The organism is Rhodococcus sp. P4_F3_2 (genome assembly GCF_056401335.1).
Genome location: NZ_JBFUJN010000003.1, coordinates 141,864 through 167,949 on the forward strand (window position 1 = coordinate 141,864; position 26,086 = coordinate 167,949).

The window sequence follows — 26,086 nt, forward strand, 5'->3', positions numbered from 1 at the left end:
CACTCCGCTCCAGTACGAAATCTGTACCGGAGCACTCCAGAGGCCTACGATCGAGTGATGGGGTCCTCGTACCACCAGTTCTGCCCCGTCGCCAAGGCGATGGAGCTACTCGACGAGCGGTGGACGCTGCTTCTCCTCCGCGAACTGATGATGGGAAGCGACCATTTCAACGATCTCCGACGCGGACTTCCGCGAATGTCACCGACTCTGCTCTCCACGCGGCTGCACCAACTCGCGATCGCAGGCATCGTGGAGCGAGAAGAAACCGACTGCGTCGTCAGTTACCGATTGACCGACGCGGGCCGAGAACTGCGCCCTGTGGTCGAAGCTCTCGGAATCTGGGGTACCAGGTGGATCGGCGAGCTGGGCGATGAAGACCTGGATCCGAAACTGCTGCTGTGGGACATGCATCGACGCGTGGATCACTCCGTGGTTCCCGACGGAAAGACCGTGGTGCACTTCGTTTTCTCCGGAGTGCGTGAACATTCGCGAAACTGGTGGCTCGTCATCAATTCCGGGGAGGTGGACATGTGCGATATCGATCCGGGTTTCGACGTTGCGGTGTCGGTCTCTGCGGGCTTGCGACCGATGACCGAGATCTGGCGCGGTAACCTGACCTGGTCGGACGCCATACGGTCAGGTGACGTCACCATTTCGGGGCCTACGGCGTTGCGTCGTAGCTTGCCTTCGTGGTTCGAACTGTCGACTTTCGCATCGATCCCGCGCCCCGTGTAAAGCGCGCTCACCAGCCCCGTTCCGTCCTGTTACAGAGCTGTTTCAGACCGTGACACCGTCGACGAACGGCGACCACCTGACGGTGACACTGACCGAGCAGTCTCTGTTGTATGCCCAGCCACCGCGGAATAATCCGCCTCGCCGCACTCGGTGCAGTCGTACTCGGTGCGCTCACGCTCAGCGCATGCTCGTACACAGAAGAAGCAAAGCCCAAGAGTGGTAATTACCTTGCCACTCAGCCTGATTCAGGACCCGCAGGCGGCGAGATCGAGGACGGCATCAGCGTGCAGGATACCCATGTACCTGCACTGGCCCGTCTCGATTCCGCCCTTCTCGCGGCGCTGCAGTCGGCAGCGGCCGACGCACAGGCCTCCGGAGTGAACATGCACGTCACCTCGGGTTGGCGGTCCGCCGCATACCAACAGCGACTGTTCGACGAAGCCGTCGTCAAGTACGGCAGCATGAACGAAGCGTCCAAATGGGTGCACTCCCCGAGTCTGTCGAAGCATGTCAGCGGACAAGCCGTCGACATCGGACCGACCGATGCCGACGACTGGCTCATCCAGCACGGCAATGATTACGGCCTCTGTCAGACCTATGCCAACGAGATGTGGCATTTCGAATTGGCAACCACTCCCGGCGGGGAATGCCCGCCCCAACTGAGCAACCCTTCGGACGAGAGAGCGGAAGGCTGATCATGACACGAGTCAAACCCGCGAGACTGATTGCCGCACTGGCACTCCTGATCCTCGGAGTCGTCGAATTCGAACTGGCAGTCAACACGACTGGTGGTCAGATCGTCGACCAACAACTCATGGTGGGCGCGGCCACCTCCGAAGGACTCAGTGTGTTCTCCACCGAGTTCATCGGCCTCGTCACTCCGATACTGATAGTGGGAGGAGTGCTCGTGGCACTCATGATCACATTGCGCAACAACCCGATTGCGCTGGCCCTACGCGTCGTCGTCGTGACCCTCGGTCCCATCACGACGGCCTGGGTTCTCAAACAATCGTTGGATCGACCGGACCTGAACGGTCTGGTGATGCACAATTCCTTCCCCAGCGGCACGCTGACGGCCATCGCTGCTCTGGTCTGCGCGATCGTGCTCGTCACACCCTCGAGGTGGCGGGCAGTCGTTGCAGTCAACGGCGCGCTGATCACCATCGGGACCGCGATCTCGGTAGTCGTGTTGCAATGGCACCGGCCGAGTGACGTGATCGGTGCGCTACTGCTCGTCGGCTGCTACACCCTCGCCGTGTCGGCATTTCCGTTGAACACCAGCGTCGCACGGCACGCAGTACTGGCGGACTCAGGCAACGAACGGCTCTCGAAAGTGTGACCCCTGTACCCTTGGCTGACCGAGATTCCTCCGACCGCAGAAGGCCCCTGATCATGGCGAGTCCAAGGTGAGCTCATGGTGAGCATTCTTTTCATAGAAGACGATCCAGCGGTGGCCGAGGCAATCACGTTGGGACTGAACCGACTCGGGCACAACGTCAGCCATCGCCCCGACGGTAACGGCGATTTCGACGACGTCCTCGGCTCCACCGACCTCGTCCTACTCGACCTCGGACTGCCAGGAGCCGACGGTTACGAGATCTGTAGACGCATCCGTACGCGCAGTTCGATCCCGATCATCATCTTGACCGCCAGATCCGACGACATCGACACTGTTGCCGGCCTCGAGGCCGGTGCCGACGACTACGTCGTCAAACCGGCCAGTCCGCGTGTCCTCGATGCTCGGATCAAAGCCATCGTGCGGCGCTCGGCCCCCGCAACATCGCGTTCAGATGTGGCGCCGGGCGCAGAGAAGTTCGGCGACCTGGAATTGGATCGGTCGTCATTGCAGGTACGCAAGGCCGGGACGCTGCTGACCCTGACTCCGACCGAACTCCGACTGATACTGGCGCTGACCGAAAACCCCGGACAGGTTCTCAGCCGCAGGCAATTGTTGTCCGCAGCCTGGGACCAGGAATACTTGGGCGACTCACGAATCGTCGATGCAGCAGTGCAGCGGCTGCGCGGAAAGATCGAGGACGACCCAGCCGCACCGACCGTGATCGAAACGGTGCGCGGGTTCGGGTATCGCTTCAACACCAGCCCGGCCCGATGAGACCGACCTGGCTTCGGGTCGACGGTCTGCGGACCAGGCTCGTGCTCGTGTTCATCGCAATCGTCGTGATCATCGCCGGAGCAACCGCAGGCGTCGTCTCGTTCATGGCGCGGTCGTGGATCTATTCCAACGCTCAGGACGTGGCAACGGCACAATTTCGCGACGAACTGCAGTACAGCAACGGACCGCCGGTAGACGGGTTGACACCTGACACCCTCGACCAGATCTTCCAGTCCGACATGACTCTGATCGTCGACGGCGAAGTCATCCGTCAAGGATCAGTGGATGCGGCAACGATCCCACCCAGCTTCGAAGAGGGTTTGGACAGTCCCAAACTGATCCGCTTCGAGAGACTCGACTCCCAGCGCATCATGTTGGGAATGTCGGTCAATGTCGTGGACATGACTGCAGACGACGGCTACGACAACGAGACACTGGTCAAAGCCGTCACCATCCGGCCGCTGGTAGGGGTGCAGGACAAGTTCGACGACCTGCTTCGAGCTGTCGGTCTCACCCTCGCGGCGGGTGTGCTGGTGAGCGGTCTGCTCGGACTCTGGATCGCGTCGACGCTGGTCCGTCCGCTCAAACGCCTGGACGAGGCCGCCGCCCGCGCCGCCGACGGCGACCTGAGCGTCCGGCTCCCCGAAGACGGAGTAGCCGAACTTGCCCAGGTCACAACAACTTTCAACAACATGGTCGCTCGCAACGAAGCGGTCATCCGAGGTCTGGAAGAATCGGAAGAGCAGTCGAGAAGATTTGTCGCCGACGTCTCCCACGAGCTTCGAACGCCGCTGGCGGCATTGGTTCCGGTCAGCGAAATCCTCCGCGAAGAGATCCCCAATCTTCCGCCGGACGCCGCCGCTGCAGCGCGCATCGTGAGCAGTGAGATCGGCAAGCTCACTCGACTTGTCGAAGATCTGATCGAAATGTCGCGCCACGACTCACAACAGGCGCGTCTCGTCCTCGACGACGTCGACCTCGTCGAATTGACCGAGCGCACACTCGAGAGCCGAGGTTGGACAGAAACCGTCGAACTCCGTGCACCCGAAAACGTCAGCACCAGAGTGGATTCGCGTCGAATCGACATAGTCGTCGCCAACCTCGTCGGCAACGCACTGCGCCACGGAGCGCCTCCGGTTCGCGTCGAGTTGAGCGCAGAACCCGGTTTCTCCGTCATCACCGTCGTCGACCACGGCCCCGGCATCTCACCCGAAGACCGGCAGGCGATTTTTCGGCGGTTCTACAAGGTCGACACCGCGCGCGGACGCAGCGAAGGCAGCGGACTCGGGCTCTCCCTCGCCGTCGAAAACGTGCACTTGCACGGCGGCACCATCGGCGTCGACCAGGTGGACGGGCGCACGATCTTCACGGTTCGCCTGCCCCATCGCTGACCCCTTCCCGAGCGAACGTACCTTTCGGCGCACCCAAGGCGATCGTCGTACCGTTCGCTCGAAAAGGGGTGGGCACTTCGCACCCTGGGCCGCCCAAGTTTGACCAAATAGTGGGATTCTGGTTTCAACATGTGAAACCACACGAGTAGCGTCGGCATCGTCGAACAGCGTAGAAATCGGAGGGCACCATGACGCAGGCGTCGCGGTTGGAAAAGACGGCCGTCTCCCCGAAGGCGTGGACGATGCTCGGAATCGGCGTCGCCGCCCAGGCCGCAGGCACCGTCTTCGTCAGCACCCCCGCCTTTTTGATCCCCCTGCTGCATTCCGAGCACGGTCTCTCGTTGACGCAAGCCGGAACCCTGGCCGCTGCACCCACTTTCGGCATGGTTCTCACCTTGGTGGCGTGGGGAGCGATGGCTGACAGATTCGGTGAGAAATGGGTCATCTCCATCGGGCTCGCGCTGACGACGATCGCCGCGCTCGCCGCGACCACCACCGACAACTACGCCCTCCTCGGGATCGCATTTCTACTGGGCGGAATGGCTGCGGCGAGCACCAACGCCGCCAGTGGGCGTGTTGTGGTCGGCTGGTTTCCCAAGGATCGGCGCGGCCTTGCGATGGGCATCAGGCAGATGTCACAGCCACTGGGCGTGACCATTGCGTCGTTGACCATCCCGACTCTCGCCGCGAACGTAGGAATCGGCTCGGCCGTCGGACTGTCGGTGGCGCTCAACGGCGTCCTCGCCCTGATCTGTGCCGTCGCATTGGTCAATCCCCCGCGCCCGGCGGCACGGTCCACAGATATCCCGGTCGAGACGATCAACCCTTATCGCTCGAACTGGTTCCTCTGGCGCATTCACGTCGTCTCGGCACTGCTGGTATTTCCGCAGTTCACCCTCTCGACGTTCGGTCTGGTCTGGCTGATCAGCGAGCAAGGCTGGGATGCGGCGCCCGCTGGACTCCTGATCGGGATCTCCCAGTTCGTGGGTGCGCTCGGCCGCATCGTCGTCGGCATCTGGAGTGATCGTGCCGGAAGCAGAGTAGGCCCGCTGAGGTTGGTTGCCGTCTCCGCGTCCGCGGTCATGTTGGCCATGGCAGCAGCCGGCGCAGCGCCTTGGGGCGTTCCGGCCCTGATCCTGCTGCTGGCAACAACCGTCAGCGTCGCCGACAACGGTTTGGCGTTCACATCCGTCGCCGAAGCTGCCGGGCCGAAATGGCAAGGAAAGGCGTTGGGCGCACAGAACACCGGCCAGTTCATTGCCGCGTCAGCAGTGGGCCCGGTGGTCGGTGCGCTGATCGGCGCGGTCGGCTACCCGCTCGCTTTCGCGATAGTCGCGGCATTTCCAGCCGCGGCAATCCCCTTGGTGCCCAGCCGAGATCGCGACATCAGCGTCTAGTCCCTCATCGGATTCGGTTGCACTGCAGGTCCCGTCAGATCACAATGCGGCTTGCACGCAACCGAATCCGCTTCCTGAACAGGCTCGACTGCCGGAGTACGAATCAGCGTCGCGGCGATCGCCGCACCGATCAACAGCAGCGCCACACAGATGTACATCGCGTACCGGAAACCGTCGGAGAAACTCGACGGATCGACCAGGCTCTCGGCATCGATACCCACCAGGGCAGGCAAGGCCGCAACCGCAAGAAGCTGGCTCGTGCGAGCAACGGCATTGTTCACTCCGGACGCGATCCCGGACTGCTCCACCGGCACCGAGCCGAGCACCGCGGCGGTCAACGGCGCCACCATCACCGCCAGGCCGAGCCCGAAGACCAGAACTCCCGGCAGCACGACGGTCAGGTACGACGCATCCGGGCCGATCCGCGTCATCAACACCAACCCCACCGCGGCCACGGCGGGCCCGACCGTCATCGGCAATCGCGGTCCGTGCGTCTGCGCGTAACTGCCCGCGCGCGAAGACAACAGCAACAATGCCAAGGTGATCGGTACCGTTGCGACGCCGGCAGCCACCGGTGAGTACCCCGCGACCAACTGCAATTGCAGCACGAGCAGGAAGAACACACCGCCAAGAGCCGCATAGACCGCGAGAGTCACCAGATTGGCCGCGACGAACATCCGCGAACGAAACAGGGACGGCGGCACCAACGCACTCGGCGATCGACGTTCCACCACAACGAACAGGCACAGCGCGAGCACCCCGACCAGCCCGATTATCGGGTTGACTTCGATCAGCCCGTACGTCAGCGCCCCGAGACCGACTACTGCGCAGGCAGATCCGACCACGTCCAGGTGCTCGGGCGGATGCGGATCGCGGCTCTCGGGCACGTGGCGCACCGCTGCCCACACCACGACGATCGCCAACGGAATGTTGAGCAGGAACACCGATCGCCATCCCGCCACTTCCACCAGCCAACCACCGAACAGCGGACCGATAGCGCCGGCGACACCACCCAAGCCCGACCACAAGCCGATCGCCGCACCGCGGTCCTCCTCGCGAAGTGACGCGGAAATGATGGCAAGGCTGCCAGGCGTCAAGAGCGCAGCTCCCACTCCCTGCAGGATCCGCGCAATCACCAGAAATGTGATGTCAGGTGCAATTCCGCACAGCAACGACGCGACCGCGAACCAGACCGTCCCCCACACGAATACCCGCCGCCGACCCCAACGATCGCCGAGGGCTCCGCCGAGCAGTATCAGCGACGCCAATGCCAAGGTGTATCCGCTGAGAGTCCACTGCAGCCCGGCGACACCGGAATTCAAGTCCTCGCCGATGTGCGGCAGAGCAATGTTGACGACGGTGCCGTCGAGGAGAGCCATGCTCGAGCCGAGAACGGTGGCGGCGACAACCCAACGCCCACGTCTCGACGCGAGCGCCAGTGGTTCCGTCATCGGTCCATGGTGCGCCTTCACTCGCAATCGCGAAAGGGTGCGCGGAAATTCAGTCGATCTGTCGGCGATGTGCCCAACGTGTCAGCGCATTGCGATTGGACTGCTGAGTCTTTCGCAGAACGTTCGATGCGTGAGTCTCGACCGTCTTCACGGAAATCACCAGGTCCTCGGCAATTTCACGGTAGGTGTACCCACGTGCCAGCAATCTGAGCACTTCGAGTTCTCGCGGAGTGAGCGAGTCGAGTTCCGGATCGAGTTGTGGCTCGGGTGCATTGGAGCGTCCGGTGAAGGAGTCCAACACGAAACCTGCCAGGCGCGGCCCGAACACCGCGTCACCACCGGCAACGCGTCGTACGCCCTCGGCAAGTTCGGATCCCGAGATCGTCTTGGTCACATACCCGCGCGCACCGCCGCGGATCACCGCGATCACGTCTTCGGCGGCATCGGAAACGCTGAGCGCCAGGCACACCGGGCCCGAATCGATTCCACGCAGAACTGCCACTCCACCACCGTCGGGCATGTGGACATCGAGCAGAACGACGTGCGGCTTCGTCGAGTTGATACCGGCGATTGCCTCCGCCACGCCGCCGGCCTCACCGACGACATCCATATCCGTCTCGCGCGAGAGCTCGGCCCTCACCCCGGAGCGGAACACTGCATGATCGTCGACAAGAAATACGCGGTACGGGGGCGGCGCAAGCGAAGTCACTGGGGCTGTTCCTCGGGGTTGTCGACACGGTCAGCAGTCTGGTCCCACTTTAGAGCAGAATCACCGAGCGGCATGTGCACGCGGATTTCGGTGCCCTTTCCGATGTCGGATCGAACCACGACGCGGCCACCGCGCCGCTCGATTCGACCACGAATCGACTTGGCCAGCCCCTGGCGATCCTCCGGCACCGCGTCGACGTCGAATCCGACGCCGCGATCACGAACGAACACACTGACCTGATCACCCTCGACCTCGGCGAACAGATTGATTTCCTTCTCCCCCGAGTGCTTTGCCGAGTTCACGAGAGCTTCACGCGTCGCACCGAGGAGCGCGGTGAACGCTTCCTTGGGCAGGCCGTTCTCGACGCCTTCGCCTTCGAGTTGTACGTCGCCGACAGTGACGGGACGGACCGTGACACCGTGCTGGTCTTCCACTTCACCGGCGATGATCTTCAGGCCTTCCGTCAGGCTCGTGTGGTCGATGTCGCCGCCGCTGAACAACCACTTGCGCAGCTCGCGTTCCTGACCGCGGGCCAGGCGCGCCACCTCTTGTGGGTTGTCGGACTGCTTCTGAATCAGAGCCAACGTCTGAAGGACGGAGTCGTGTAGATGCGACGCAATCTCTTCACGTTCGTCGTTGCGAATTCGGGCCGCACGCTCGGCGCCGAGAGCACGCCACATCCGCAGCCACAGCGGCACCGTCAACAAACCGACACCGATCAGCGTCACGACCACAGCCAAGAGAGACGAGCGCAGTGCTTCGAGGTCGACCTGAGCAAGGACGACAACGCCAAGACCCAAGATGATCAAGGTGGCTCCCCCGACCACCCGCGCCCACGTCAGAACGGTAGGCCGCTGCGGCAAGCCGATGACAGTACGGGGACCGTCGGAGTCGAACTCGCGCCACACCAAGGCGGCACCGATCGCGACGACGAAGAACGGCGCGAGCACCGAACCCGCCGTGCCGCTGAACAACCAGGACAACGCGGCTGCGCCGCCCAATCCGAGTGCGATCAAGCCGTACGCCCGCTGCCGCTCGGCCGCGGACGGCTTCTGCGTGTCCGTGCCGGCGGAGGTGAAGATCCACAAGGCGCCGTAAATGACGATGCCGGATCCAGCCATCGCCGCAAGAATCGTGAAGGCGACGCGCACTTTCAGGACGTCGATACCGAGATGATCGGCGATCCCGCCCGCAACTCCGGCGACGATGCGACCGCCGGAGCGCCGCTCCAGCTTTCGCAGTGGCACGGCACCCGGAATGGGCACGCCCTTCTTCATGGGTACGGGATGCACCGGTACCCCGTTGACGGGCGGGCCTCCCGCAAACCCGGGAGCGGGACCGCTCACGAACGGCGGATCTGACAGATATTGCACATAGTCGATACTGGCACGAACCACGCGGACACACATCAGGGTCCAACCCTGAATCAGGCCGCCACCCTCACCCGCGATCACCACAAAGATCAGGGTTGGCCCTGATGCGCGGAGGCTGCCTCGGAAGCCAGGATTGATTCATGAACAATCCGACTTTCCAAGAACAGATCCAGGATCTGTGGCGGACCCGCCCCGTGCGTCTGCCGGCACAAGGTCACGTGGCTGGGGTATGCGCCGGAATCGGATACCGGTACGGCATCGACCCCGTTCTCGTACGCGTGGCGTTTGTCGCGTCCACCATTTTCGGTGGCTCAGGCGTCCTTCTCTACCTCGCCGGCTGGTTGGTACTTGCCCGTGCCGGTGACGGATCGTCCCCCGCGCAGTCGTTGATGGGCCGCGGACACAGTTCCGATTCCAGTACCAAGACCATCGTCTTGCTGGTGGCCCTCGCCATCGCGGCCACGACTGTCGGCCCCGTCGGCGTCGGTCTGGGTGGTTCCGGACTGATCGGGCTGATCCTGATGGTCGGTGGCCTGTGGCTGCTCTACCAACGAGCGCCCATCCCGCCCGCACTGCCGCAGAACACGTCGCCTTATGTCGGCGCAGGTACCGCGTATCCAGGCACCGGATTCACGCCTGGGCCGTTCACCCCCGGATACTTCGCGCCCAATCAGCCTCCCGTGTACACGCCGTACACCAAACTCCCCGACAGCTATGTGCCCGAGGAACGACCGGCCGACCAGCCGCAGCAGTCACCACAATCTCAGGCCGCTCATCCGACGATCAACCTGTCGAAGGACCCGAGCGCTTCGGTCAGCACCAATCCGACCGAGGTGATCGGTGAGGCCGCCATCACGCCGCCGTCCTGGGATCCGCTCGGTGTCGCTCCGTTCGCCTGGGATCTTCCGGATCCGGCAGCCAAGGCCACACCGCTGCTCCCGTTGCCGCCACGTAAGCGTCGCTCGCGTTGGACGCTGACGGTCCTCGGACTCGCAATCATCGTCGCCGCAGTCACCGGGGCAGCGGGCGCCGCAACCGGCAACGAGTGGTTCACTCCCGGCCGAGCCGGTGCTGTCGGACTCGCCGTCATCGCACTCGGCCTGATCCTCGGGGCATTCTTCCGCAAGGGGCACGGCCTGCTGGTCGTCACCGGACCACTCGTGGGTTTCGTGCTTCTCGCCTCGTTGGTCTACCCGATCGAGTTCGACGCCTCGGGTGAGCAAAGATGGACTCCGGCAACAGCTTCCGAGTTGGATCCGTCGTATTCGGGAGCCTTCGGAAGCTTCACTCTCGACCTCAACGGGGTCAAGTTCACCGAGGACAAGACCATCGACGTCGCGGCGTCGTTCGGCGAGTTCACCGTCATGGTGCCACCAACCGTCAACGTCAAGAACAGCTGCACCGTCGTCATGGGTGACGGATCGGGTTGCCTCGACGGCGGAATACACCCGGGCCGTGATGTGACACCGGATTCGCCCACACTGACCATCAACGCCAAAGCCACGTTCGGCAGTCTGAAGGTGACGCAATCATGAGCGAGTACGACGAGACGACAGACCAGGACGAGACCCGAGAATCCAAGCGCCCCTCGGCACTTCTGCTGATCGCCGGACTGGCCGCACTACTGGTCAGCGTGTGGGCGTTGGTCGGGCCGTTCTCCCTGGCGCCGGCAGCGAACATTCAATTCCGTTGGCTGTTCGTCGGTGCCGCCGTCGTGGCAGGACTACTGCTGGTGATTCTGCCGAATCGGCGCAACCGCAAGTAAAACTGCTGTGCGCCTTTATTAACCGCGGGGGGTTAATAAAGGCGCACAGTTGTTTTTTACTCCCACTCAATAGTTCCCGGCGGCTTGCTCGTCACGTCGAGGACTACGCGGTTCACGTCCGCAACCTCGTTGGTGATTCGAGTCGAGATGCGCTCGAGGGTCTCGTACGGCAGACGCGTCCAGTCCGCGGTCATCGCGTCTTCACTCGAGACCGGACGCAGCACGATCGGATGACCGTACGTCCGGCCGTCACCCTGCACGCCCACGCTGCGGACGTCAGCGAGGAGAACCACCGGACACTGCCAAATCGTTCCGTCCAAGCCTGCAGACGTAAGCTCTTCGCGCGCAATGGAATCTGCATGACGCAGGATCTCGAGGCGATCGCGGGTGACCTCACCGATGATGCGGATACCGAGTCCGGGACCGGGGAACGGCTGGCGACCGACGATCTCTTCCGGCAGGCCGAGTTCGCGGCCCACTGCACGGACCTCGTCCTTGAACAGCAGACGCAGCGGTTCGACCAACTTGAACTGCAGATCTTCCGGCAGCCCGCCGACATTGTGATGGCTCTTGATGTTTGCAGTTCCCGTGCCGCCGCCGGACTCCACGACATCCGGGTACAGGGTGCCCTGTACGAGGAAGTCGACGGTCGCACCGTGAGATGCGTTCTCGCCCAGAACATCACTGACTGCGCCTTCGAAGCTGCGGATGAACTCGCGGCCGATGATCTTGCGCTTGGTCTCGGGATCGGTGACCCCAGCCAGCTCACCGATGAAGGTGTCCGCAGCATCCACGGTGATCAGACGCGCACCGGTTGCCGCGACGAAGTCCTGCTCGACCTGCGTGCGCTCACCGGCTCGCATCAAACCGTGATCGACGAATACACACGTCAACCGGTCGCCGATTGCCCGCTGAACCAAAGCCGCAGCGACAGCCGAGTCGACACCACCGGACAGACCGCAGATGGCGTGTCCGTCGCCGACCTGCTCGCGAACCTGCTCGATCAGCGCATCGGCGATGTTGGACGCCGTCCACGCTGCCGGAATACCGGCGATCTCGTGCAGGAAGCGGCTCAGGACCTGCTGACCGTGTGGGGAATGCAGAACCTCGGGGTGGTATTGCACGCCGGCGAGCTTGCGGGCGCGATCTTCGAACGCTGCGACGGGAGCGCCATCGCTGGTCGCAGTCACCTCGAAGCCGGACGGCGCTTCGGTGACGGCGTCACCGTGGCTCATCCACACCGGCTGCGTCGCGGGAAGTCCATCGTGCAGCAACCCACCGGATACCGCGATGTCGGTACGGCCGTATTCGCGGGTACCGGTCTCGGCAACGGTGCCGCCGAGGGCGCCTGCCATTGCCTGGAATCCGTAGCAGATTCCGAAAACCGGGATGTCGTGATCAAAAAGTGCGGGATCGAGCTTGGGAGCACCGTCTGCGTAGACACTCGAGGGCCCACCCGAGAGCACAACAGCCAAGGGGTTCTTGGCCACGATCTCCTCGACGGTCGTGGTGTGCGGAATCACCTCCGAGTAGACCTTGGCTTCGCGAACTCGCCGTGCGATCAACTGCGCGTACTGCGCTCCGAAGTCGACGACAAGAACTGGTCTCTGCTGCTCGATATCTGCCACAGGTGCAGTCTAATCGCCGCAGCCAGCGCTTCTGCGCATGCATGGACTCAGCCCGCTCCTCGGCCGAGTGAGCGCGAGGTACGTCACTACAAAGGCCGACCCTCCGGACTGCGCGGCGACCTCGGGGCGAACTAGACCACCGTCCAGGTCAACGATGCCCCAATCGTCAGCACCTTAGCTTCGGCAATCAAAACGGCGACATCATCGCAGGCCAGAGCCCGAAATGGACGGAGGGTGAATTTTCTGGACGTTTGACCGATTCGCCTGAACCAAACGTCCAGTAAAGGTAATCTCGCCCGTCAAGTGATCAGGATCACGATCGCAAACGGCCGGCGCCGCCGAACGGCGCTCACCTCGAGGAGGACCTGTGCGTCGATTCATACGACGACTCGCCATACCTGTCGCGGCTGTGACGGCTGCCGCCGGACTTCTAGTCCTCGGCACGCCGGCCACTGCTGACGAAGCCCCGCCGACCACCTTCACCGGCACGACCGACAATCTGATCTTCACGAAGAGCGTCATCGGGAACGCGGCAGTTCACCCGGGTGACACCGTCACGTACAAGACCGAGATCAAGCACAACGAAAGCGGCATCGAACGGTCGATCGCAAAGATCCGTGACATCCCGCCCGCAGGATTCGTCCTCGTGCCGGGCAGCGCCAAGGCCACCTACCTGGGTGTGACCAACCGGGCGACGATCAGCAACGAATCAGATGGCGGAGTCTCAGCGAAGTGCTCGAGCGGCTGCACCTTCCTTGTCGGTGGATTCGTCGTCAAGAAGAACCAACCCGTCACGCTCGAAGCGACCTACACGGTCCCTGTCGGCACAGCGTTCGGGACGTACGACAGCGGCATGCTCTTCGACGTCAACGCCTTCAGCACGCAGCAGGGCCTCAACCCGATCAACGTCAACGTCCAGGTCGTCGACCCGTCTGTCGCCACCGGAACCACTCTGGTTGCACCGGCAACGGCGAAGGTCGGCACGCCGGTCGACCTGACCGCGACGGTTGCGCCGTCCGACGCGAGCGGCACCGTCCAGTTCAAGGACGGCGGCAGCAACATCGGCTCACCCGTCCCGGTCTCGGGCGGTAGCGCCACCCTCTCCCACACCTTCGACAGCGTCGGCGCCCACGACATCACCGCCGCGTACAACGCCGGTCCGGGATTCCACAGCTCGACCTCCGGAGTCCAGACCGTCGACGTCTCCGCGGACACCACCACCACGATCTCGGCTCCGAACGCAGCATTGGTCGGTGACAGCATCACCGTGAGCGCCGTCGTCACTCCGGCCAACGCCGTGGGCACGGTGCAGTTCAAGGACGGCGACACCAACCTCGGCGCACCGGTGGCCGTGGTCGACGGAACGGCTTCCCTGACCCGCAGCTACGACGCCTCCGGCACGCACAGCTTCACCGCAGTGTTCACCGGCGAGGCCGGCTACGGCGATTCAGTGTCCACCGCAACCCAACTCGACGTCAGCGATCCCGACTGGGGAACCACCACCACCGTTGTCGAACCGCTCACAGCAGTCGTCGGTGAACCGACCAACCTCTCGGCCACCGTCTCCCCCATCCCGAGCAGCGGAACCGTGACGTTCAAGGTCGACGGCGCCGAGATCGGTACCGCACCCGTCGGCACGGGTGACGGCGTCGCGATCCTCCCGCACACCTTCGCATCAGCCGGTGCCGCAGCCGTGGTTGCCGAGTTCTCCGGCGGAACCGGATTCATCGGCTCCACGTCCACATCGTTCACGGTGAACGTCACCGATCCCGAGCCCGCCCGCGCGGACACCACGACCGTCCTGACTGTCAGCGGCTCCGCTCAGGTCGGAAAGGCATTGCAACTCAAGGCCACTGTTGCACCCGGAACAGCAAACGGAATGATCCAGTTCAAGTCCGGCACGACGCCCATCGGCGCACCCGTTGCCGTCGTCAACGGCGTCGCGACGCTCACGCACACCTTCGACGACGAGGGAACGTTCGGCCTCACTGCCAACTTCGTCGGCGACGCCGGCTGGAAGAACTCCGTCTCCGGCCCGACGGTCGTGCAGGTCGGCACCGCACCGACCGACGGCGGCGGCACCGGAAGCGTGGACACCGGTTCGCTCAGCGGCCTCATCCCGCTCTTCGGAAGCTAGTCCCCCACATCAGCTTTGGACACCACTCCCGTACCCAGCTCAGGAGAATCCATGTTCGTGTACTCCAGACGTCGCATCGCGGCGCCGATCGCCGCCACGGCACTCGCCAGTGGCGTCATCCTCGCGGGAATCCCCGCGTCAGCGGCCCCGGTGACAACAACTTTCGGAACGAGTTGCCTCGCAACCCCGTCCGCCGTCGCCGGTCCGACCACGCAGTCCCAGTCCGGTTCGGTCATCGTCGACGCACCGGAGAGCGTCGGAGCGGGTGAGACCTTCGAGGTCACCATCCAACCCGGTCCCATCGCCTTCCCCGGATCGGCTTCGGGGGCGACCGTCCAGAACGTCTCCCGCATCAAGGTCGACGTCGACGTTCCCGCGAACGCCACCCTGGTGGAAGCCACCATCGTTCCCGGAACTTCGGCTGGGCTCAGCGGTGTCGCGCCGAACATCCTGCGCGTCAACGAGAACGGCAACGTCGATCCCAACGGAACGATTCTGCGCCTCTCCGGAAACAACCAGGTCATCGGAAACAGCCCCAGCTCGAGCATCAACTCCGAGGGCGGCATCGTCGTCAAGGCGACCGGCAAGAACGTCGACGGTTCCAACAATGCCGACGGCTACACCCAGTTCCAACTCCCCCAGGTCAAGGCAGTTCTCAAGGCCGGCGATTCAGGGGACGTCGCGATGAAGGTACGCACCGGCGGCAGCGCAGGAGCATGGAACAACGATCGCAACTTCCTCACGTTCCTCCCCAAGGCCACCCTGGTCATCACCGCCTGGGCGCCTACTCGGTGCACCCCTCGTGACGCTGAGAACGGTCCTCTCAACAGCGGCGCAGGCCCCCTCGCCACGACACGGATCATCGAGGCGGACAAGGCAACCACCACCACTGTCGTCGGACCGGCCAACGCCAAGAACGGAACTCCTGTCACTCTGTCGGCCAACGTGAGCGGCGGCGCAAACGGTGGAACCGTCCAGTTCTTCGACGGCGACAACCCCCTCGGGGACGCGGTGCCGGTAACCGGAGGGTCGGCAAGCATCTCCCCGACCTTCACCGAGGACGGACCGCACTCCATCACCGCGAGCTACAGCGGTGCACCCGGATTCCTGGCGTCGACGTCGGCGTCGGCCAAGATCGTGACCGTCACGACCGATGCGCCGCCTGACGCCGTGACCACTACCGCAACGGTTTCGCCGTCTACCGCGAAGGTCGGTCAGGACGTCAACCTCACCGCCAAGGTCGATCCGCAGGGCACCGGCGGCACCGTCGACTTCATCGTCGACGGCACCGAAACGCTGACTGCCACGGTCGGAACCGACGGAGTTGCCATCGCTCCGTACACCTTCACCTCGACAGGAACGCACAAGGTTGTCGCGAAGTTCACGGGTTCACCAGGATTCGCGCCGTCCGCTGCCCCGGCATTCCCGGTCAGTGTCACGACTCCGGCTCCCGCTGACGTCGAGACGTCCACGGTTCTCGACGCGGTCGGAACTGTCCAGAAGAACACCCCGGTGACACTCAAGGCAACGGTCGATCCGGCCGGGGCCACGGGCAAGGTCCAGTTCAAGGTCGGTGACACCCTCATCGGTGGACCGGTCGACGTGGTCAACGGTGTCGCAACGGTACCGGCCACGTTCTACAACTCGGGGACCTACAGTGTCACTGCCGAATTCGTGGGTGCTTCGGGCTACACGTCCTCGGCCTCTGCGCCGCAGACCCTGACCGTCCCCGGTGATACCGACGGCGGACCCGGTGGCGGAACCGGCAGCCTCGACCTCGGCACCCTCTTCGGGTCGCTGGGCGGCTGAGAAGGTGGGCTGACGATCTGAAACTGCAAAAGGGGCGTGCCGTCGAATCTTCGAAGACACGCCCCTTTTCGGTTCGCGGTGAACTATCCGGCAGCAGGCTCCGCCGGAACGGCTGTAGCCGTCTTGCCGCCGGTGATCTTCACGATCGGCAGAACCAGCGCGGCTGGAGCCGACGCCGGCACCACGGGCGACTTGGGTGCAATCGGAGCCAAGCGTTCGTAGCCGCTGCCCTGGGCGGGACGCAGGTCGGTCTCTCCCTTGTTCGGCCACAGCGAGGCCGATCGCTCGGCCTGAGCGGCGATGGTCAGCGACGGATTCACGCCGAGATTGGCCGAGACCGCTGCGCCGTCGACGACGCTGAGCGTCGGGTAGCCGTACACGCGGTGGTACGGATCGATGACGCCGTGATCGGAATCCGACGCGATTGCGCAACCACCCAGGAAGTGCGCGGTCAAAGGAACGTTGAAGATCTCGCCCCACGTGCCGCCTGCGACGCCGTCGATCTTCGCGGCAACTCGACGCGTCGCCTCGTTGCCCTCGGGAATCCACGTCGGGTTCGGCTGACCGTGGCCCTGCTTGCTGGTGACCTTGCGTCGACCGAACAGGCCCTTCTTCGTGTACGTGGTGATCGAGTTGTCGAGGTTCTGCATGACCAACGCGATGATCGTGCGCTCGCTCCAGTCCTTGACAGTCAGCATGCGCAGCATCTGGTACGGGTTCTTCGCGACCACACCGAGGAACTTGATCCACCGCGGTGTCGAGCCACCGCCATCCGTCATCAAGGTCTGCAGCAGTCCCATCGCGTTGGAACCCTTGCCGTAGCGGACCGGCTCGATGTGGGTGTCACTACTCGGGTGGAACGACGAAGTGATCGCCACTCCGCGGGTCAGGTCGAGTGCAGGATCGACCTTGTACTTGCCTGCGCCGACGATGGATTCGGAGTTTGTTCGAGTCAGCTCGCCGAGCTTGTCGGAGAGCTTGGGCAGCGCTCCGGTGTCCTTCATGTCGAAGAGCAGATGCTGAGTGCCCCACGTCCCGGCCGCGAGAATCACGTTCGCAGCCGTGTAGGTGCGGCGGTTCTTTCGCCCGAATGCACCGGTTCGCTCGGTGAACACGTCCCACGAACCGTCGCGAGCCTCACGAAGTCCGGACACGGTGGTCATCGGAATGATCTCGGCGCCGGCTGTCTCGGCAAGGCCCAGGTAGTTCTTGAGGAGAGTGTTCTTCGCGCCGTGACGGCAGCCCGTCATGCACTCGCCGCACTCGATGCAACCGGTGCGCTCGGGTCCGACGCCGCCGAAGTACGGGTCCTTCGCCTTCTTGCCCGGCTCACCGAAGTAGACGCCGACGGGCGTCTGGATGAACGTGTCGCCGACGCCCATGTCGTCGGCGACCGACTTCATGATCTCGTCAGCGGGCGTCATGTGCGGATTCTGCACGACGCCGAGCATCTTCTGAGCCTGCTCATAGTACGGGGTGAGCTCACTTCGCCAGTCGGTGATGTGCGCCCACTGCTTGTCCTGGAAGAACGGCTCCGGTGGCTGGTACAGCGTATTGGCGTAGTTCAACGACCCGCCGCCGACGCCTGCGCCCGCGAGGATGAGGCAGTCGCGCAGCAGATGCACGCGCTGAATGCCGAAGCAACCCAGCTTCGGAGCCCAGAGGAACTTCTTGAGATCCCAGCTGGTCTTCGCGAAATCTTCGTCGGCATACCGTCGGCCGGCTTCGATGACGCCGACCTTGTAGCCCTTCTCCACGAGACGAAGCGCGCTCACGCTTCCGCCGAACCCGGATCCGACGATCAGTACGTCGTAGTCCGTTGCCCGTTGCTTGCCCATCAGGACACCTCCACCGTGAACCGTAGTTACCCGCCAGTATGCACCTATCCCTTGTGACTACCACCACAAGGGGCCCCATAAGCGTAACCGCAAGTATCAGGAACGGAAGAAAGTCCTGCACAACGAACTGTGGCCCCGGTTCACGAAGAACCGGGGCCACAGAAAGGTACAAACTACGCGCGGACCGTCAGCCCGACCTTCTGGAACTCCTTGAGGTCGGAGTAGCCCGCCTTGGCCATCGACCGACGAAGACCGCCGACGAAGTTCAGAGAACCGTACGGATCATCCGAAGGACCGCTCAGGACCTGATCCAGGCTCGGACGCTCGCCGTAGGAAACCGGAAGAAGCGCTCCACGCGGAACCGAAGGATGAGCCGCAGCGGACGGCCAGTACCAGCCGCCACCCGGCGCCTCGGCGGACACGGCCAGCGGCGTGCCCAGAACGGCAGCGTCGGCACCGCAGGCGATGGCCTTCGCCAGATCACCCGAAGTTGCGATGTCACCGTCGGCGATGACGTGGACGTAGCGTCCACCCGTCTCGTCGAGGTAGTCGCGCCTGGCTGCTGCAGCGTCGGCAATGGCCGTGGCCATCGGAACGCCGATACCCAGGACCTCACCGGTGGTGGTTGCACCCTCGGTGGAGCCGTACCCGACGATGACACCGGCAGCGCCGGTACGCATCAGGTGCAGCGCGGTGCGGTGGTCACTGACCCCACCAGCGACAACCGGAACGTCGAGTTCCGAGATGAACGTCTTGAGGTTCAGCGGTTCCTGCTCGGTGTGCACGACGTGCTCGGCCGAGATGATCGTCCCGTGGACGACCAGCAGGTCGATTCCGGCCTTGATCAGCTCGGGCGTCAGTGCGCGCGCATTCTGCGGACTGACCCGAACGGCAGTGGTGACCCCCGAATCACGAACCTGCGCCACCGCAGCAGCCAGAAGACCCGCCTGCAGCGGTGCCGCGTGCAGCTCCTGCAAGTAGCGGATGGCTGCGTCGACGCCACCGTCCTTCTCGGCGATCTCGACGAGACGCCGGAGCTTCTCCTCGACATCGGGGTGACGGCCCCACAGGCCTTCACCGTTGATGACACCGAGGCCGCCGCGCTTACCCAGCTCGATCGCGAAGGTCGGCGAGACCAACGCGTCGGTGGGATGTGCGAGGACTGGGATGTCGAACCTGTAAGCGTCGAGCTGCCAAGCAGTCGACACCTCCTTCGACGAACGGGTTCGCCGGGAGGGAACGATGTTCACATCGTCCAACTCGTAGGTACGTCGGGCCGTTCGACCCATGCCGATCTCAACGAGGTCGCGCACGCGCGCCCCTTTCTCGTGTACTGGTTGCTAACGAGCGGTGTAGTTGGGTGCTTCGACAGTCATCGTGATGTCGTGCGGATGGCTTTCCTTCAAACCGGCCGCCGTGATCTGGACGAACTGAGCGTTCTGCAGGTGCTCGATCGTCGCCGACCCCGTGTAACCCATGGCAGCGCGCAGACCACCGGTGAGCTGGTGCGTCACCTGGGAAAGCGGGCCACGGAACGGAACACGTCCTTCGATGCCTTCCGGAACCAACTTGTCCTCGGAAAGTACGTCGTCCTGGAAGTACCGGTCCTTGGAGTACGACTTGGCCTCGCCACGCGATTGCATCGCGCCGAGCGAACCCATTCCGCGGTAGCTCTTGAACTGCTTGCCGCCGACCAGGATCAGTTCTCCGGGCGATTCAGCGGTACCGGCCAGGAGCGAACCCAGCATGGCCGTCGACGCACCCGCGGCAAGAGCCTTCGCGATGTCACCGGAGAACTGGAGTCCACCGTCAGCGATGACGGGCACACCCAGAGGCTTGCACGCGGCAACCGCTTCCAGGATGGCCGTGACCTGAGGGGCACCGACGCCGGCGATGACGCGGGTGGTGCAGATGGAACCAGGACCGACTCCGACCTTGACGGCATCGACACCGGCTTCGACCAGTGCCAGAGCACCCGCGCGCGTAGCGACGTTGCCACCGATGATCTGAACCCGCTCACCCAGTTCACGCTTGAGCTTGGCGATCATGTCGAGAACGTTGGACGAATGCCCGTGCGCACTGTCGACCACGAGTACGTCCACACCGGCATCGGTGAGGGCCATCGCACGCTGGAAGGCGTCGTCGCCTGCACCGACTGCAGCGCCGACGAGCAGTCGACCGTCACGGTCCTTGGTGGCGTCCGGATGCTGCTCGGTCTTGACGAAGTCCTTGACCGTGATCAGACCGGTGAGCTTGCCGTTGCCGTCGACGATCGGCAGCTTCTCGATCTTGTGCCGACGAAGAAGGCCCAGTGCCACGTCTGCGGTGACGCCTTCCTGAGCGGTGATCAGCGGCATCTTGGTCATGATCTCGACGACCGGACGATTCTGGTCGACCTCGAAACGCATGTCACGGTTCGTGACGATGCCGACCAGCTGTCCGGCGTCGTCGGTGACCGGCAGACCCGAGATGCGGAAGCGAGCGCACTTCGCGTCGACCTCACCCATCGTGTCGGTCGGCTTACACGTGACGGGATCGGTCACCATGCCGGCCTCGGAGCGCTTGACGGTCTCGACCTGTCCTGCCTGAACCTCGACGGACGAGTTGCGGTGCAGAACACCCATGCCGCCGGCGCGTGCCATCGCAATTGCCATGCGCGACTCGGTGACGGTGTCCATCGCAGAACTGACCAACGGAATCCGCAGACGGATGTCGCGGGTCAGTTGACTGGACGTGTCGACCTGGCTCGGGATGACGTCGGACGCAGCAGGCAACAGCAGCACGTCGTCGTAAGTCAGTCCCAGCATCGCGACCTTGTTGGGGTCGTCTCCTCCGGTGTGTACATGTCCTGCAGAACTACTCATGCGGTCAGGACCCTCCATGGACCTAGATTCGCCCAGGGCGACCGCTGTAGCAGCCGCCTCGAAACGGATTACGAAAGCTGGATATCGGATAGAAGGCGCCTGCACGGAAAGAAATTCCTGGCACCTTTTCCCGGCGTTGCACACCATGGTATCGGCTCACTCAAAGGTCCGAACCATCCCACCCACGCTGCGGGTACGCGTAACAAGTGGCGCTGACCCCCCTGACCTGCGTACCGTGGTGCTGTGCGTGATCAACTGCCCCCCGGTCTGCCGCCAGATCCCTTCGCCGGCGACCCAGCTGACCCCTCCGCGGCTCTCGATGCCATCGAGCCGGGTCAACCACTCGACCCCCACGAACGCCAAGCGGTCGAGGAGGATCTCGCTGACCTCGCCGTCTACGAGGCGCTCCTCGCTCACCGCGGCATCCGCGGTCTCGTAGTGTGCTGCGAAGACTGCCAACAAGATCACTACCACGACTGGGACATGCTGCGCGCAAACCTGCTGCAGCTCCTCGTGGACGGAACCGTCCGCCCCCACGAGCCTGCCTACGACCCGATGCCTGAGGCATATGTCACGTGGGACTACTGCCGTGGATACGCCGACGCGTCGATGAACGAGGCGATGCACGGCGACGGTTTCGACAGCTGAGCGAAACCCCACCAGGTTCATACGAAAGTGGGGGGTCGTGGGCGACGATGACGGTGTAGACGACGCCGCGCTTGGACCAGGCGCTTGCATGATTCCAGGGTCGGGCGTTGTCGTTGTGGTCACGCCGCCAGACAACTGAGGGTTGGCCGGATTGACTGAAGTCCCCGGAATCGCCGTGGGAGAGGTGGCAAGCGAGGATTGCTGATCGGACGTCAACGGCGGTACTGCGGGTGACGTGGTCTCCTGGACCTGCGTCATCAACTTGCCCCAACGCTCGACGAGATCCGTCTTGTCCTGCGAGTCCTTGACCGCATCGGCACGGTGAGCTGCGTTGTCCAGCACCATCTTTGCCGCGGGAATGTCCCCGGCGGCCAACAGACGCTCGGCCTTTTCCAGCTCGGATGTCGTGTCGATCTTCGCGACCGTCGAGTTGGCCTCGTCGGCGAAGACGACCTGCTTGACGCCCCAGAGGGCATCGCCGGGCTGGGCGTCGTACGCCATCGCTGTGGCACCACCGAAGACCACTGCTGCAACAGCTGCTGCGGCGGCGATCGGGCGGACCACACGCAATCGGGAACGGGAACGTGAACGCTGACGATCGGAGAAGCCGGACGGCGTCGCTGTGATTGCAGCGATGACATCGTCCAACAACGGACCCTCGGGCATCGGAGTCGCAACGACATCGTCACGCCATTGCGAGAGAATCAACGCAAGTTCGTACTGTTCGGTGCTATCGGTTGCTACCGGCCCGCCACTCGAAATGGACTCGATCAGCGCATCGTCACGCCGAACCGCAGCCAAGTCCACTGGCGTACCGTCGTCGGCGAGATCACCGAGATTCGAAGCGTCACGCCCCTCGTCTCTAGCCAAAGCTCTCACCTGCTTTCGTTACTTCTTTTTTCAGTTTCGCGATCGCCCTGTGCTGAGCGACTCGTACAGCTCCGGCGGTACTACCGACGGCGACGGCCGTTTCCTCGGCCGACATCCCGACCACCAGGCGAAGTATCAAGATTTCTCGATGCTTCTCCGGAAGTGTGCCGAGAAGTTCATGCATCTGTCTGCTGGACTCCGAATCGAGTGCTCGCTGTTCGGGACCATCATCCAGTGCTATTACATCCGGTACTTCGGAAACGGGCTCCGACTTGTTACGGGCGGAACTTCTATGTGCGTCCGCAACCTTGTGCGCGGCAATTCCGTACACAAAGGCCATGAACGGGCGTCCCTGGTCTTGATAACGCGGCAGCGCGGTCATCACGGCCAGACACACTTCCTGCGCGACGTCGTCAGCGGACAGGTGTCCCCGCTCGGCCGCACCCACTCGACCGCGGCAGTAGCGCACCACCATCGGTCGGATGTTCTCCAGAACCAAAGCTAGAGCTGTACGGTCGCCCTGCGCAGCAGCGGCGACCGCGGTGTCCAACTCATCGCTCGTATTTGTCATCGTCAGCGAAAATCCTGGCGTTACAGTGGCACCTCCCGAGCGGGTGTGCTCCCGCTCTCAGCGGAACCCTCTAAGAGTAACCATCCGGACCGGCTGGTCTCCGCATGCCCGCCCAGCAGTCGCGATATCGAAACAGCCCTGTGGGAATCGTTCGCGAGAGACTTCGGGTGGATCGATTACGACAAAGGTAGGAGTGATCCACCGCGCATCGCAATCAGATCGCCGATCTCACGGGCACTCGGCGAGGTCCTCCCGCCGCTCACACCCTCGATCAGCAGCGACGACGCCCAGGCCAGGGGCAGCAGGCCGTATTGCTGACACCTCGCAAGCACTTCCGCTGCCGACTCCACGGCAGCGCTTGGGTCTGTTCCGGTCAGCGCGGCGCTGCGCAGTAGATCCGACTTCACGCGGTGCCGGACGGACTCCGATTTCCCCGACAATTCGACGGCGCGTTCTGCGTGTCTGCGGGCGCGCGCGAAGTCACCTCCCGCCAGCGCCAGTTCCGCCGAGACCCATTCGATCCGAATTTCCTGCCGCCACAGCCCGCCCTCGCCGCCCAGACGGGTCCGACACTCCCCCAGCAGGCGCCAGCCGAGCGGGAGCCGGCCACAACCGAGGGCGTCCGCGGCCAGACCGGTCAGAGCGTCACAGGCAGCCTCTGGATCGACTGGCAGACCGCCGACAATCGCCAGTGCGCGCCCGTCCCACGTCGACGCGAGTGCATGACGTCCACTCTGGCGAAGAAACGACGCCCTCGTGCTGGCAGAGAGAGAGGCAAGAACTCGATCCGAGTGCGTCGAGGACCCCGTCGTGAGCCGATCGAGGACATCCAATGCTGCCCGCGCCCTGGCGTAGTGCCCCTGACCACCCAGAATTACTGCCGTTGTCCACCAATCCCGGGTAGAGCACGGCGCCGGGAGACGGTCAAGGTCCGGATCCGCACCGAATGCGGCGGATTCGAGAGTCCCGGGACGGCCAGGTGACTCAGTGAACGAAGGCGATTCAGGGGGCTCAGGTGTCGACACAGGTAGATCATCGCAGCAGCGCCAACAGACAAGCGCCTGACCGATGCCGTTTGCCGCACGGGAAGACGAAAAGGCAAGTTTGTCGGAGTTAATCAGATATTCAACTGAGATTTGCCGAATGTACTCGTAATGATATTTAACGGGCATATATCCGTGACGTTAACTGCGCATTACTTATTGGACAGATGTCCTAGTTGAAACTTGGGCACTAAGTCCCGAAATGGAGTACGGCCCTGCCCGCGCAATATCGGACAAATGACGCAAACCGAGCCGGCGGGCTGAGTGTTTTCGCCGGGCGATCAGCAGCAAACATATCCCTGATCTGTGGGTTTCGCATCTCAAGCAGCCAGGCTTGCCTGCCACCACCTCGATCGACCCGATTTCAACATCGGCGCAGCACAACGCATGAGAGACCCGAAATGTAAATATATACTTCGTTAACTCTCGCATTTCGATATATGCCGATCGCCACTGAACGAGCCTATTGACGCGATTTACTCAGCACCCTTACGGTTAGCAAGCGTGAACGATTCAGAAGGCCCGGATAACCTCCGGGCAACTTGGTCCGCTCGTTGATCAACGCGAGCTTGCAGTAAGGAGTCAACATGCCTGCACCGAATCACCTTCCAGGCCCCAACGCAGACATCTGGGACTGGCAGATGCACGGTCTGTGCCGCGGAGTCGACTCCTCCATGTTCTTCCATCCCGATGGCGAACGCGGTAGAGCACGTGCCCAGCGCGAAACCCGCGCAAAAGAGATGTGCCGTCAGTGCCCGGTACTGATGCAGTGCCGCAGCCACGCGCTGACCGTCGCCGAGCCGTACGGCATCTGGGGAGGAATGTCGGAAACCGAACGTGAACTACATGCGCGCCACCGTCGCACCACCCGCATAGCTTCCTGATACACGTAGGTCGAGTGCACAAGGCCCCCGAGAGTTTTCGGGGGCTTTTGCTTGTGTACACCAGCTCCTGAAAAGAATTTCCGACTCCGACCCATCCTGTCGACAACCGACTCCGAATGCCTTCTGACAGTGCACCTCAGCACATCCCTTCAGGAAGGCAGACCCATGAACACCTCTACTCGAGTTCTGGCAGTCACCGCAGCAGCCTCTTTCGCCGTCTTCGGCGTCGTCGGTTGCTCCTCCGACGACAACGATTCGTCGACCGACACGTCCAGCGCCGCCATGACGTCTTCTGCCATGGGATCGAGCATGTCTCCCAGCAGCGCGATGGCGGAGCCTGCTTCTGATCTGGTCGGTGCCGGTTGTGCCGACTATGCAGCCGCAGTGCCGAGCGGCGCCGGATCGGTCAGCGGAATGGCCCAGGATCCGGTTGCCACAGCGGCATCCAACAATCCGTTGCTCACCACCTTGACCGCGGCAGTCTCCGGACAGCTCAACCCGGACGTCAACCTGGTCGACACTCTCAACGGCGGCGAGTTCACCGTCTTCGCACCGATCGACTCGGCATTCGCCAAGATCGACCCCGCCACGATCGACAGCCTCAAGACGGACAGCGCCACGCTGACCAAGATCCTCACCTACCACGTGGTTCCCGGCCAGATCGCTCCTGACGCGATCGACGGAACGCACCCCACCGCCGAGGGCGGAACGGTCACCGTCACCGGATCCGGTGACAACATCAAGGTCAACGACGCAACTGTCGTCTGCGGTGGAGTCAAGACCGCAAACGCCACCGTCTACCTCATCGATTCGGTGCTGATGCCGCAGTAGTCCCCACCTGCTGTGCGCCTTTATTAACC

General features: G+C 63.3%; 22 protein-coding genes and 1 pseudogene. 13 read left to right on the forward strand and 10 right to left on the reverse strand.

Annotated elements, in window-relative coordinates:
- The first annotated feature begins 57 nt into the window (after window positions 1-57).
- From AC1DWA_RS04680 to AC1DWA_RS04705, 6 genes are all read left to right on the forward strand, one after another.
- Window positions 58-735 carry a winged helix-turn-helix transcriptional regulator gene (locus tag AC1DWA_RS04680; RefSeq protein ID WP_029254940.1) on the forward strand — a complete coding sequence of 226 codons (678 nt, stop codon included), beginning with the start codon at window positions 58-60 and terminating at the stop codon, window positions 733-735.
- A 110-nt stretch (window positions 736-845) separates the two neighbouring features.
- Window positions 846-1,430 carry a M15 family metallopeptidase gene (locus tag AC1DWA_RS04685; protein ID WP_019747603.1) on the forward strand — a complete coding sequence of 195 codons (585 nt, stop codon included), beginning with the start codon at window positions 846-848 and terminating at the stop codon, window positions 1,428-1,430.
- Between the two features lie 2 nt (window positions 1,431-1,432).
- Window positions 1,433-2,074, forward strand: coding sequence for a phosphatase PAP2 family protein (locus AC1DWA_RS04690; protein ID WP_019747602.1), 642 nt, complete (start codon window positions 1,433-1,435; stop codon window positions 2,072-2,074).
- A 75-nt stretch (window positions 2,075-2,149) separates the two neighbouring features.
- Entirely contained in the window at window positions 2,150-2,848 is a 699-nt protein-coding gene (locus AC1DWA_RS04695; RefSeq protein WP_477846099.1) for a response regulator transcription factor, read from the forward strand.
- Complete coding sequence (locus AC1DWA_RS04700; RefSeq protein ID WP_029254938.1) at window positions 2,845-4,239, forward strand: sensor histidine kinase; 1,395 nt, start codon at window positions 2,845-2,847, stop codon at window positions 4,237-4,239. The genes AC1DWA_RS04695 and AC1DWA_RS04700 overlap by 4 nt, the downstream gene beginning before the upstream one ends.
- Window positions 4,240-4,427: 188 nt before the next feature.
- Complete coding sequence (locus tag AC1DWA_RS04705) at window positions 4,428-5,636, forward strand: MFS transporter (protein ID WP_060938814.1); 1,209 nt, start codon at window positions 4,428-4,430, stop codon at window positions 5,634-5,636.
- Here AC1DWA_RS04705 and AC1DWA_RS04710 read toward each other — a convergent pair.
- The 3 genes from AC1DWA_RS04710 to AC1DWA_RS04720 are packed head-to-tail and all read right to left on the reverse strand — an operon-like array spanning window position 5,633 to window position 9,073.
- Window positions 5,633-7,087, reverse strand: a complete 1,455-nt coding sequence (locus AC1DWA_RS04710) for an MFS transporter (protein ID WP_477846100.1) — start codon at window positions 7,085-7,087, stop codon at window positions 5,633-5,635. The two genes, AC1DWA_RS04705 and AC1DWA_RS04710, sit on opposite strands and share 4 nt — an antisense overlap.
- Before the next feature lie 49 nt (window positions 7,088-7,136).
- Window positions 7,137-7,796 (reverse strand): response regulator, encoded by a 660-nt coding sequence (locus tag AC1DWA_RS04715; protein ID WP_020969075.1) that lies wholly within the window; start codon window positions 7,794-7,796, stop codon window positions 7,137-7,139.
- Complete coding sequence (locus AC1DWA_RS04720; protein WP_037134353.1) at window positions 7,793-9,073, reverse strand: ATP-binding protein; 1,281 nt, start codon at window positions 9,071-9,073, stop codon at window positions 7,793-7,795. Before AC1DWA_RS04720 ends, AC1DWA_RS04715 begins: the two co-directional genes overlap by 4 nt.
- A gap of 236 nt (window positions 9,074-9,309) precedes the next feature.
- Here AC1DWA_RS04720 and AC1DWA_RS04725 point away from each other — a divergent pair, with 236 nt between their 5' ends.
- Both AC1DWA_RS04725 and AC1DWA_RS04730 read left to right on the forward strand, forming a co-directional pair.
- Entirely contained in the window at window positions 9,310-10,704 is a 1,395-nt protein-coding gene (locus AC1DWA_RS04725) for a PspC domain-containing protein (RefSeq protein WP_477846101.1), read from the forward strand.
- Window positions 10,701-10,934: a hypothetical protein gene (locus tag AC1DWA_RS04730; RefSeq protein ID WP_020906937.1), complete on the forward strand. Its 234-nt coding sequence runs from the start codon at window positions 10,701-10,703 to the stop codon at window positions 10,932-10,934. The genes AC1DWA_RS04725 and AC1DWA_RS04730 overlap by 4 nt, the downstream gene beginning before the upstream one ends.
- Window positions 10,935-10,990: 56 nt before the next feature.
- On the opposite strand, the gene guaA is transcribed toward AC1DWA_RS04730, so the two are convergent.
- The gene (guaA, locus tag AC1DWA_RS04735; protein WP_019747593.1) at window positions 10,991-12,562 is read right to left on the reverse strand and encodes a glutamine-hydrolyzing GMP synthase; all 1,572 of its coding nucleotides are present in this window, start codon (window positions 12,560-12,562) and stop codon (window positions 10,991-10,993) included.
- A gap of 367 nt (window positions 12,563-12,929) precedes the next feature.
- Between guaA and AC1DWA_RS04740 the strand changes: the two genes are divergently transcribed.
- Window positions 12,930-14,699 carry an Ig-like domain-containing protein gene (locus AC1DWA_RS04740; RefSeq protein WP_477846102.1) on the forward strand — a complete coding sequence of 590 codons (1,770 nt, stop codon included), beginning with the start codon at window positions 12,930-12,932 and terminating at the stop codon, window positions 14,697-14,699.
- A 51-nt stretch (window positions 14,700-14,750) separates the two neighbouring features.
- The gene (locus AC1DWA_RS04745; protein ID WP_153213051.1) at window positions 14,751-16,508 is read left to right on the forward strand and encodes an Ig-like domain-containing protein; all 1,758 of its coding nucleotides are present in this window, start codon (window positions 14,751-14,753) and stop codon (window positions 16,506-16,508) included.
- An 83-nt stretch (window positions 16,509-16,591) separates the two neighbouring features.
- On the opposite strand, the gene AC1DWA_RS04750 is transcribed toward AC1DWA_RS04745, so the two are convergent.
- From AC1DWA_RS04750 to guaB, 3 genes are all read right to left on the reverse strand, one after another.
- Window positions 16,592-18,346 carry a GMC oxidoreductase gene (locus AC1DWA_RS04750; protein WP_020906934.1) on the reverse strand — a complete coding sequence of 585 codons (1,755 nt, stop codon included), beginning with the start codon at window positions 18,344-18,346 and terminating at the stop codon, window positions 16,592-16,594.
- Window positions 18,347-18,519: 173 nt separating this feature from the next.
- Window positions 18,520-19,659 (reverse strand): GuaB3 family IMP dehydrogenase-related protein, encoded by a 1,140-nt coding sequence (locus AC1DWA_RS04755; protein WP_003940976.1) that lies wholly within the window; start codon window positions 19,657-19,659, stop codon window positions 18,520-18,522.
- Between the two features lie 27 nt (window positions 19,660-19,686).
- On the reverse strand, window positions 19,687-21,210 hold the full coding sequence (gene guaB / locus AC1DWA_RS04760; RefSeq protein ID WP_020723641.1) for an IMP dehydrogenase: 1,524 nt from the start codon (window positions 21,208-21,210) through the stop codon (window positions 19,687-19,689).
- A 243-nt stretch (window positions 21,211-21,453) separates the two neighbouring features.
- On the opposite strand from guaB, the gene AC1DWA_RS04765 reads away from it, so the two are divergent.
- Complete coding sequence (locus tag AC1DWA_RS04765) at window positions 21,454-21,858, forward strand: DUF5319 domain-containing protein (RefSeq protein WP_003940777.1); 405 nt, start codon at window positions 21,454-21,456, stop codon at window positions 21,856-21,858.
- A gap of 678 nt (window positions 21,859-22,536) precedes the next feature.
- Here AC1DWA_RS04765 and AC1DWA_RS04770 read toward each other — a convergent pair.
- The 3 genes and pseudogenes from AC1DWA_RS04770 to AC1DWA_RS04780 all read right to left on the reverse strand — a co-directional run.
- A pseudogene (locus tag AC1DWA_RS04770) lies at window positions 22,537-22,737 on the reverse strand (anti-sigma-D factor RsdA); the annotation flags it as partial.
- Window positions 22,721-23,299 (reverse strand): sigma-70 family RNA polymerase sigma factor, encoded by a 579-nt coding sequence (locus tag AC1DWA_RS04775; RefSeq protein WP_003940953.1) that lies wholly within the window; start codon window positions 23,297-23,299, stop codon window positions 22,721-22,723. The gene AC1DWA_RS04775 and the pseudogene AC1DWA_RS04770, both read right to left, overlap by 17 nt.
- 176 nt (window positions 23,300-23,475) lie before the next feature.
- Window positions 23,476-24,174, reverse strand: coding sequence for a hypothetical protein (locus tag AC1DWA_RS04780; protein ID WP_046379846.1), 699 nt, complete (start codon window positions 24,172-24,174; stop codon window positions 23,476-23,478).
- A gap of 755 nt (window positions 24,175-24,929) precedes the next feature.
- Between AC1DWA_RS04780 and AC1DWA_RS04785 the strand changes: the two genes are divergently transcribed.
- Window positions 24,930-25,226 carry a WhiB family transcriptional regulator gene (locus tag AC1DWA_RS04785; protein WP_003940939.1) on the forward strand — a complete coding sequence of 99 codons (297 nt, stop codon included), beginning with the start codon at window positions 24,930-24,932 and terminating at the stop codon, window positions 25,224-25,226.
- A 165-nt stretch (window positions 25,227-25,391) separates the two neighbouring features.
- Entirely contained in the window at window positions 25,392-26,057 is a 666-nt protein-coding gene (locus AC1DWA_RS04790; protein WP_007728616.1) for a fasciclin domain-containing protein, read from the forward strand.
- Window positions 26,058-26,086 lie beyond the last annotated feature (29 nt).

Bases quoted from the DNA above. Each gene is read 5' to 3' on its own strand.
- AC1DWA_RS04680 (WP_029254940.1), top strand. From the start codon at position 58: ATGGGGTCCTCGTACCACCAGTTCTGCCCCGTCGCCAAGGCGATGGAG.
- AC1DWA_RS04700 (WP_029254938.1), top strand. From the start codon at position 2,845: ATGAGACCGACCTGGCTTCGGGTCGACGGTCTGCGGACCAGGCTCGTG.
- AC1DWA_RS04690 (WP_019747602.1), top strand. From the start codon at position 1,433: ATGACACGAGTCAAACCCGCGAGACTGATTGCCGCACTGGCACTCCTG.
- AC1DWA_RS04685 (WP_019747603.1), top strand. From the start codon at position 846: ATGCCCAGCCACCGCGGAATAATCCGCCTCGCCGCACTCGGTGCAGTC.
- AC1DWA_RS04720 (WP_037134353.1), bottom strand. From the start codon at position 9,073: ATGAAGAAGGGCGTGCCCATTCCGGGTGCCGTGCCACTGCGAAAGCTG.
- AC1DWA_RS04705 (WP_060938814.1), top strand. From the start codon at position 4,428: ATGACGCAGGCGTCGCGGTTGGAAAAGACGGCCGTCTCCCCGAAGGCG.
- AC1DWA_RS04790 (WP_007728616.1), top strand. From the start codon at position 25,392: ATGAACACCTCTACTCGAGTTCTGGCAGTCACCGCAGCAGCCTCTTTC.
- AC1DWA_RS04775 (WP_003940953.1), bottom strand. From the start codon at position 23,299: ATGACAAATACGAGCGATGAGTTGGACACCGCGGTCGCCGCTGCTGCG.
- AC1DWA_RS04725 (WP_477846101.1), top strand. From the start codon at position 9,310: ATGAACAATCCGACTTTCCAAGAACAGATCCAGGATCTGTGGCGGACC.
- AC1DWA_RS04695 (WP_477846099.1), top strand. From the start codon at position 2,150: ATGGTGAGCATTCTTTTCATAGAAGACGATCCAGCGGTGGCCGAGGCA.
- AC1DWA_RS04745 (WP_153213051.1), top strand. From the start codon at position 14,751: ATGTTCGTGTACTCCAGACGTCGCATCGCGGCGCCGATCGCCGCCACG.
- AC1DWA_RS04730 (WP_020906937.1), top strand. From the start codon at position 10,701: ATGAGCGAGTACGACGAGACGACAGACCAGGACGAGACCCGAGAATCC.
- AC1DWA_RS04750 (WP_020906934.1), bottom strand. From the start codon at position 18,346: ATGGGCAAGCAACGGGCAACGGACTACGACGTACTGATCGTCGGATCC.
- guaB (WP_020723641.1), bottom strand. From the start codon at position 21,210: ATGAGTAGTTCTGCAGGACATGTACACACCGGAGGAGACGACCCCAAC.
- AC1DWA_RS04710 (WP_477846100.1), bottom strand. From the start codon at position 7,087: ATGACGGAACCACTGGCGCTCGCGTCGAGACGTGGGCGTTGGGTTGTC.
- AC1DWA_RS04785 (WP_003940939.1), top strand. From the start codon at position 24,930: ATGCCTGCACCGAATCACCTTCCAGGCCCCAACGCAGACATCTGGGAC.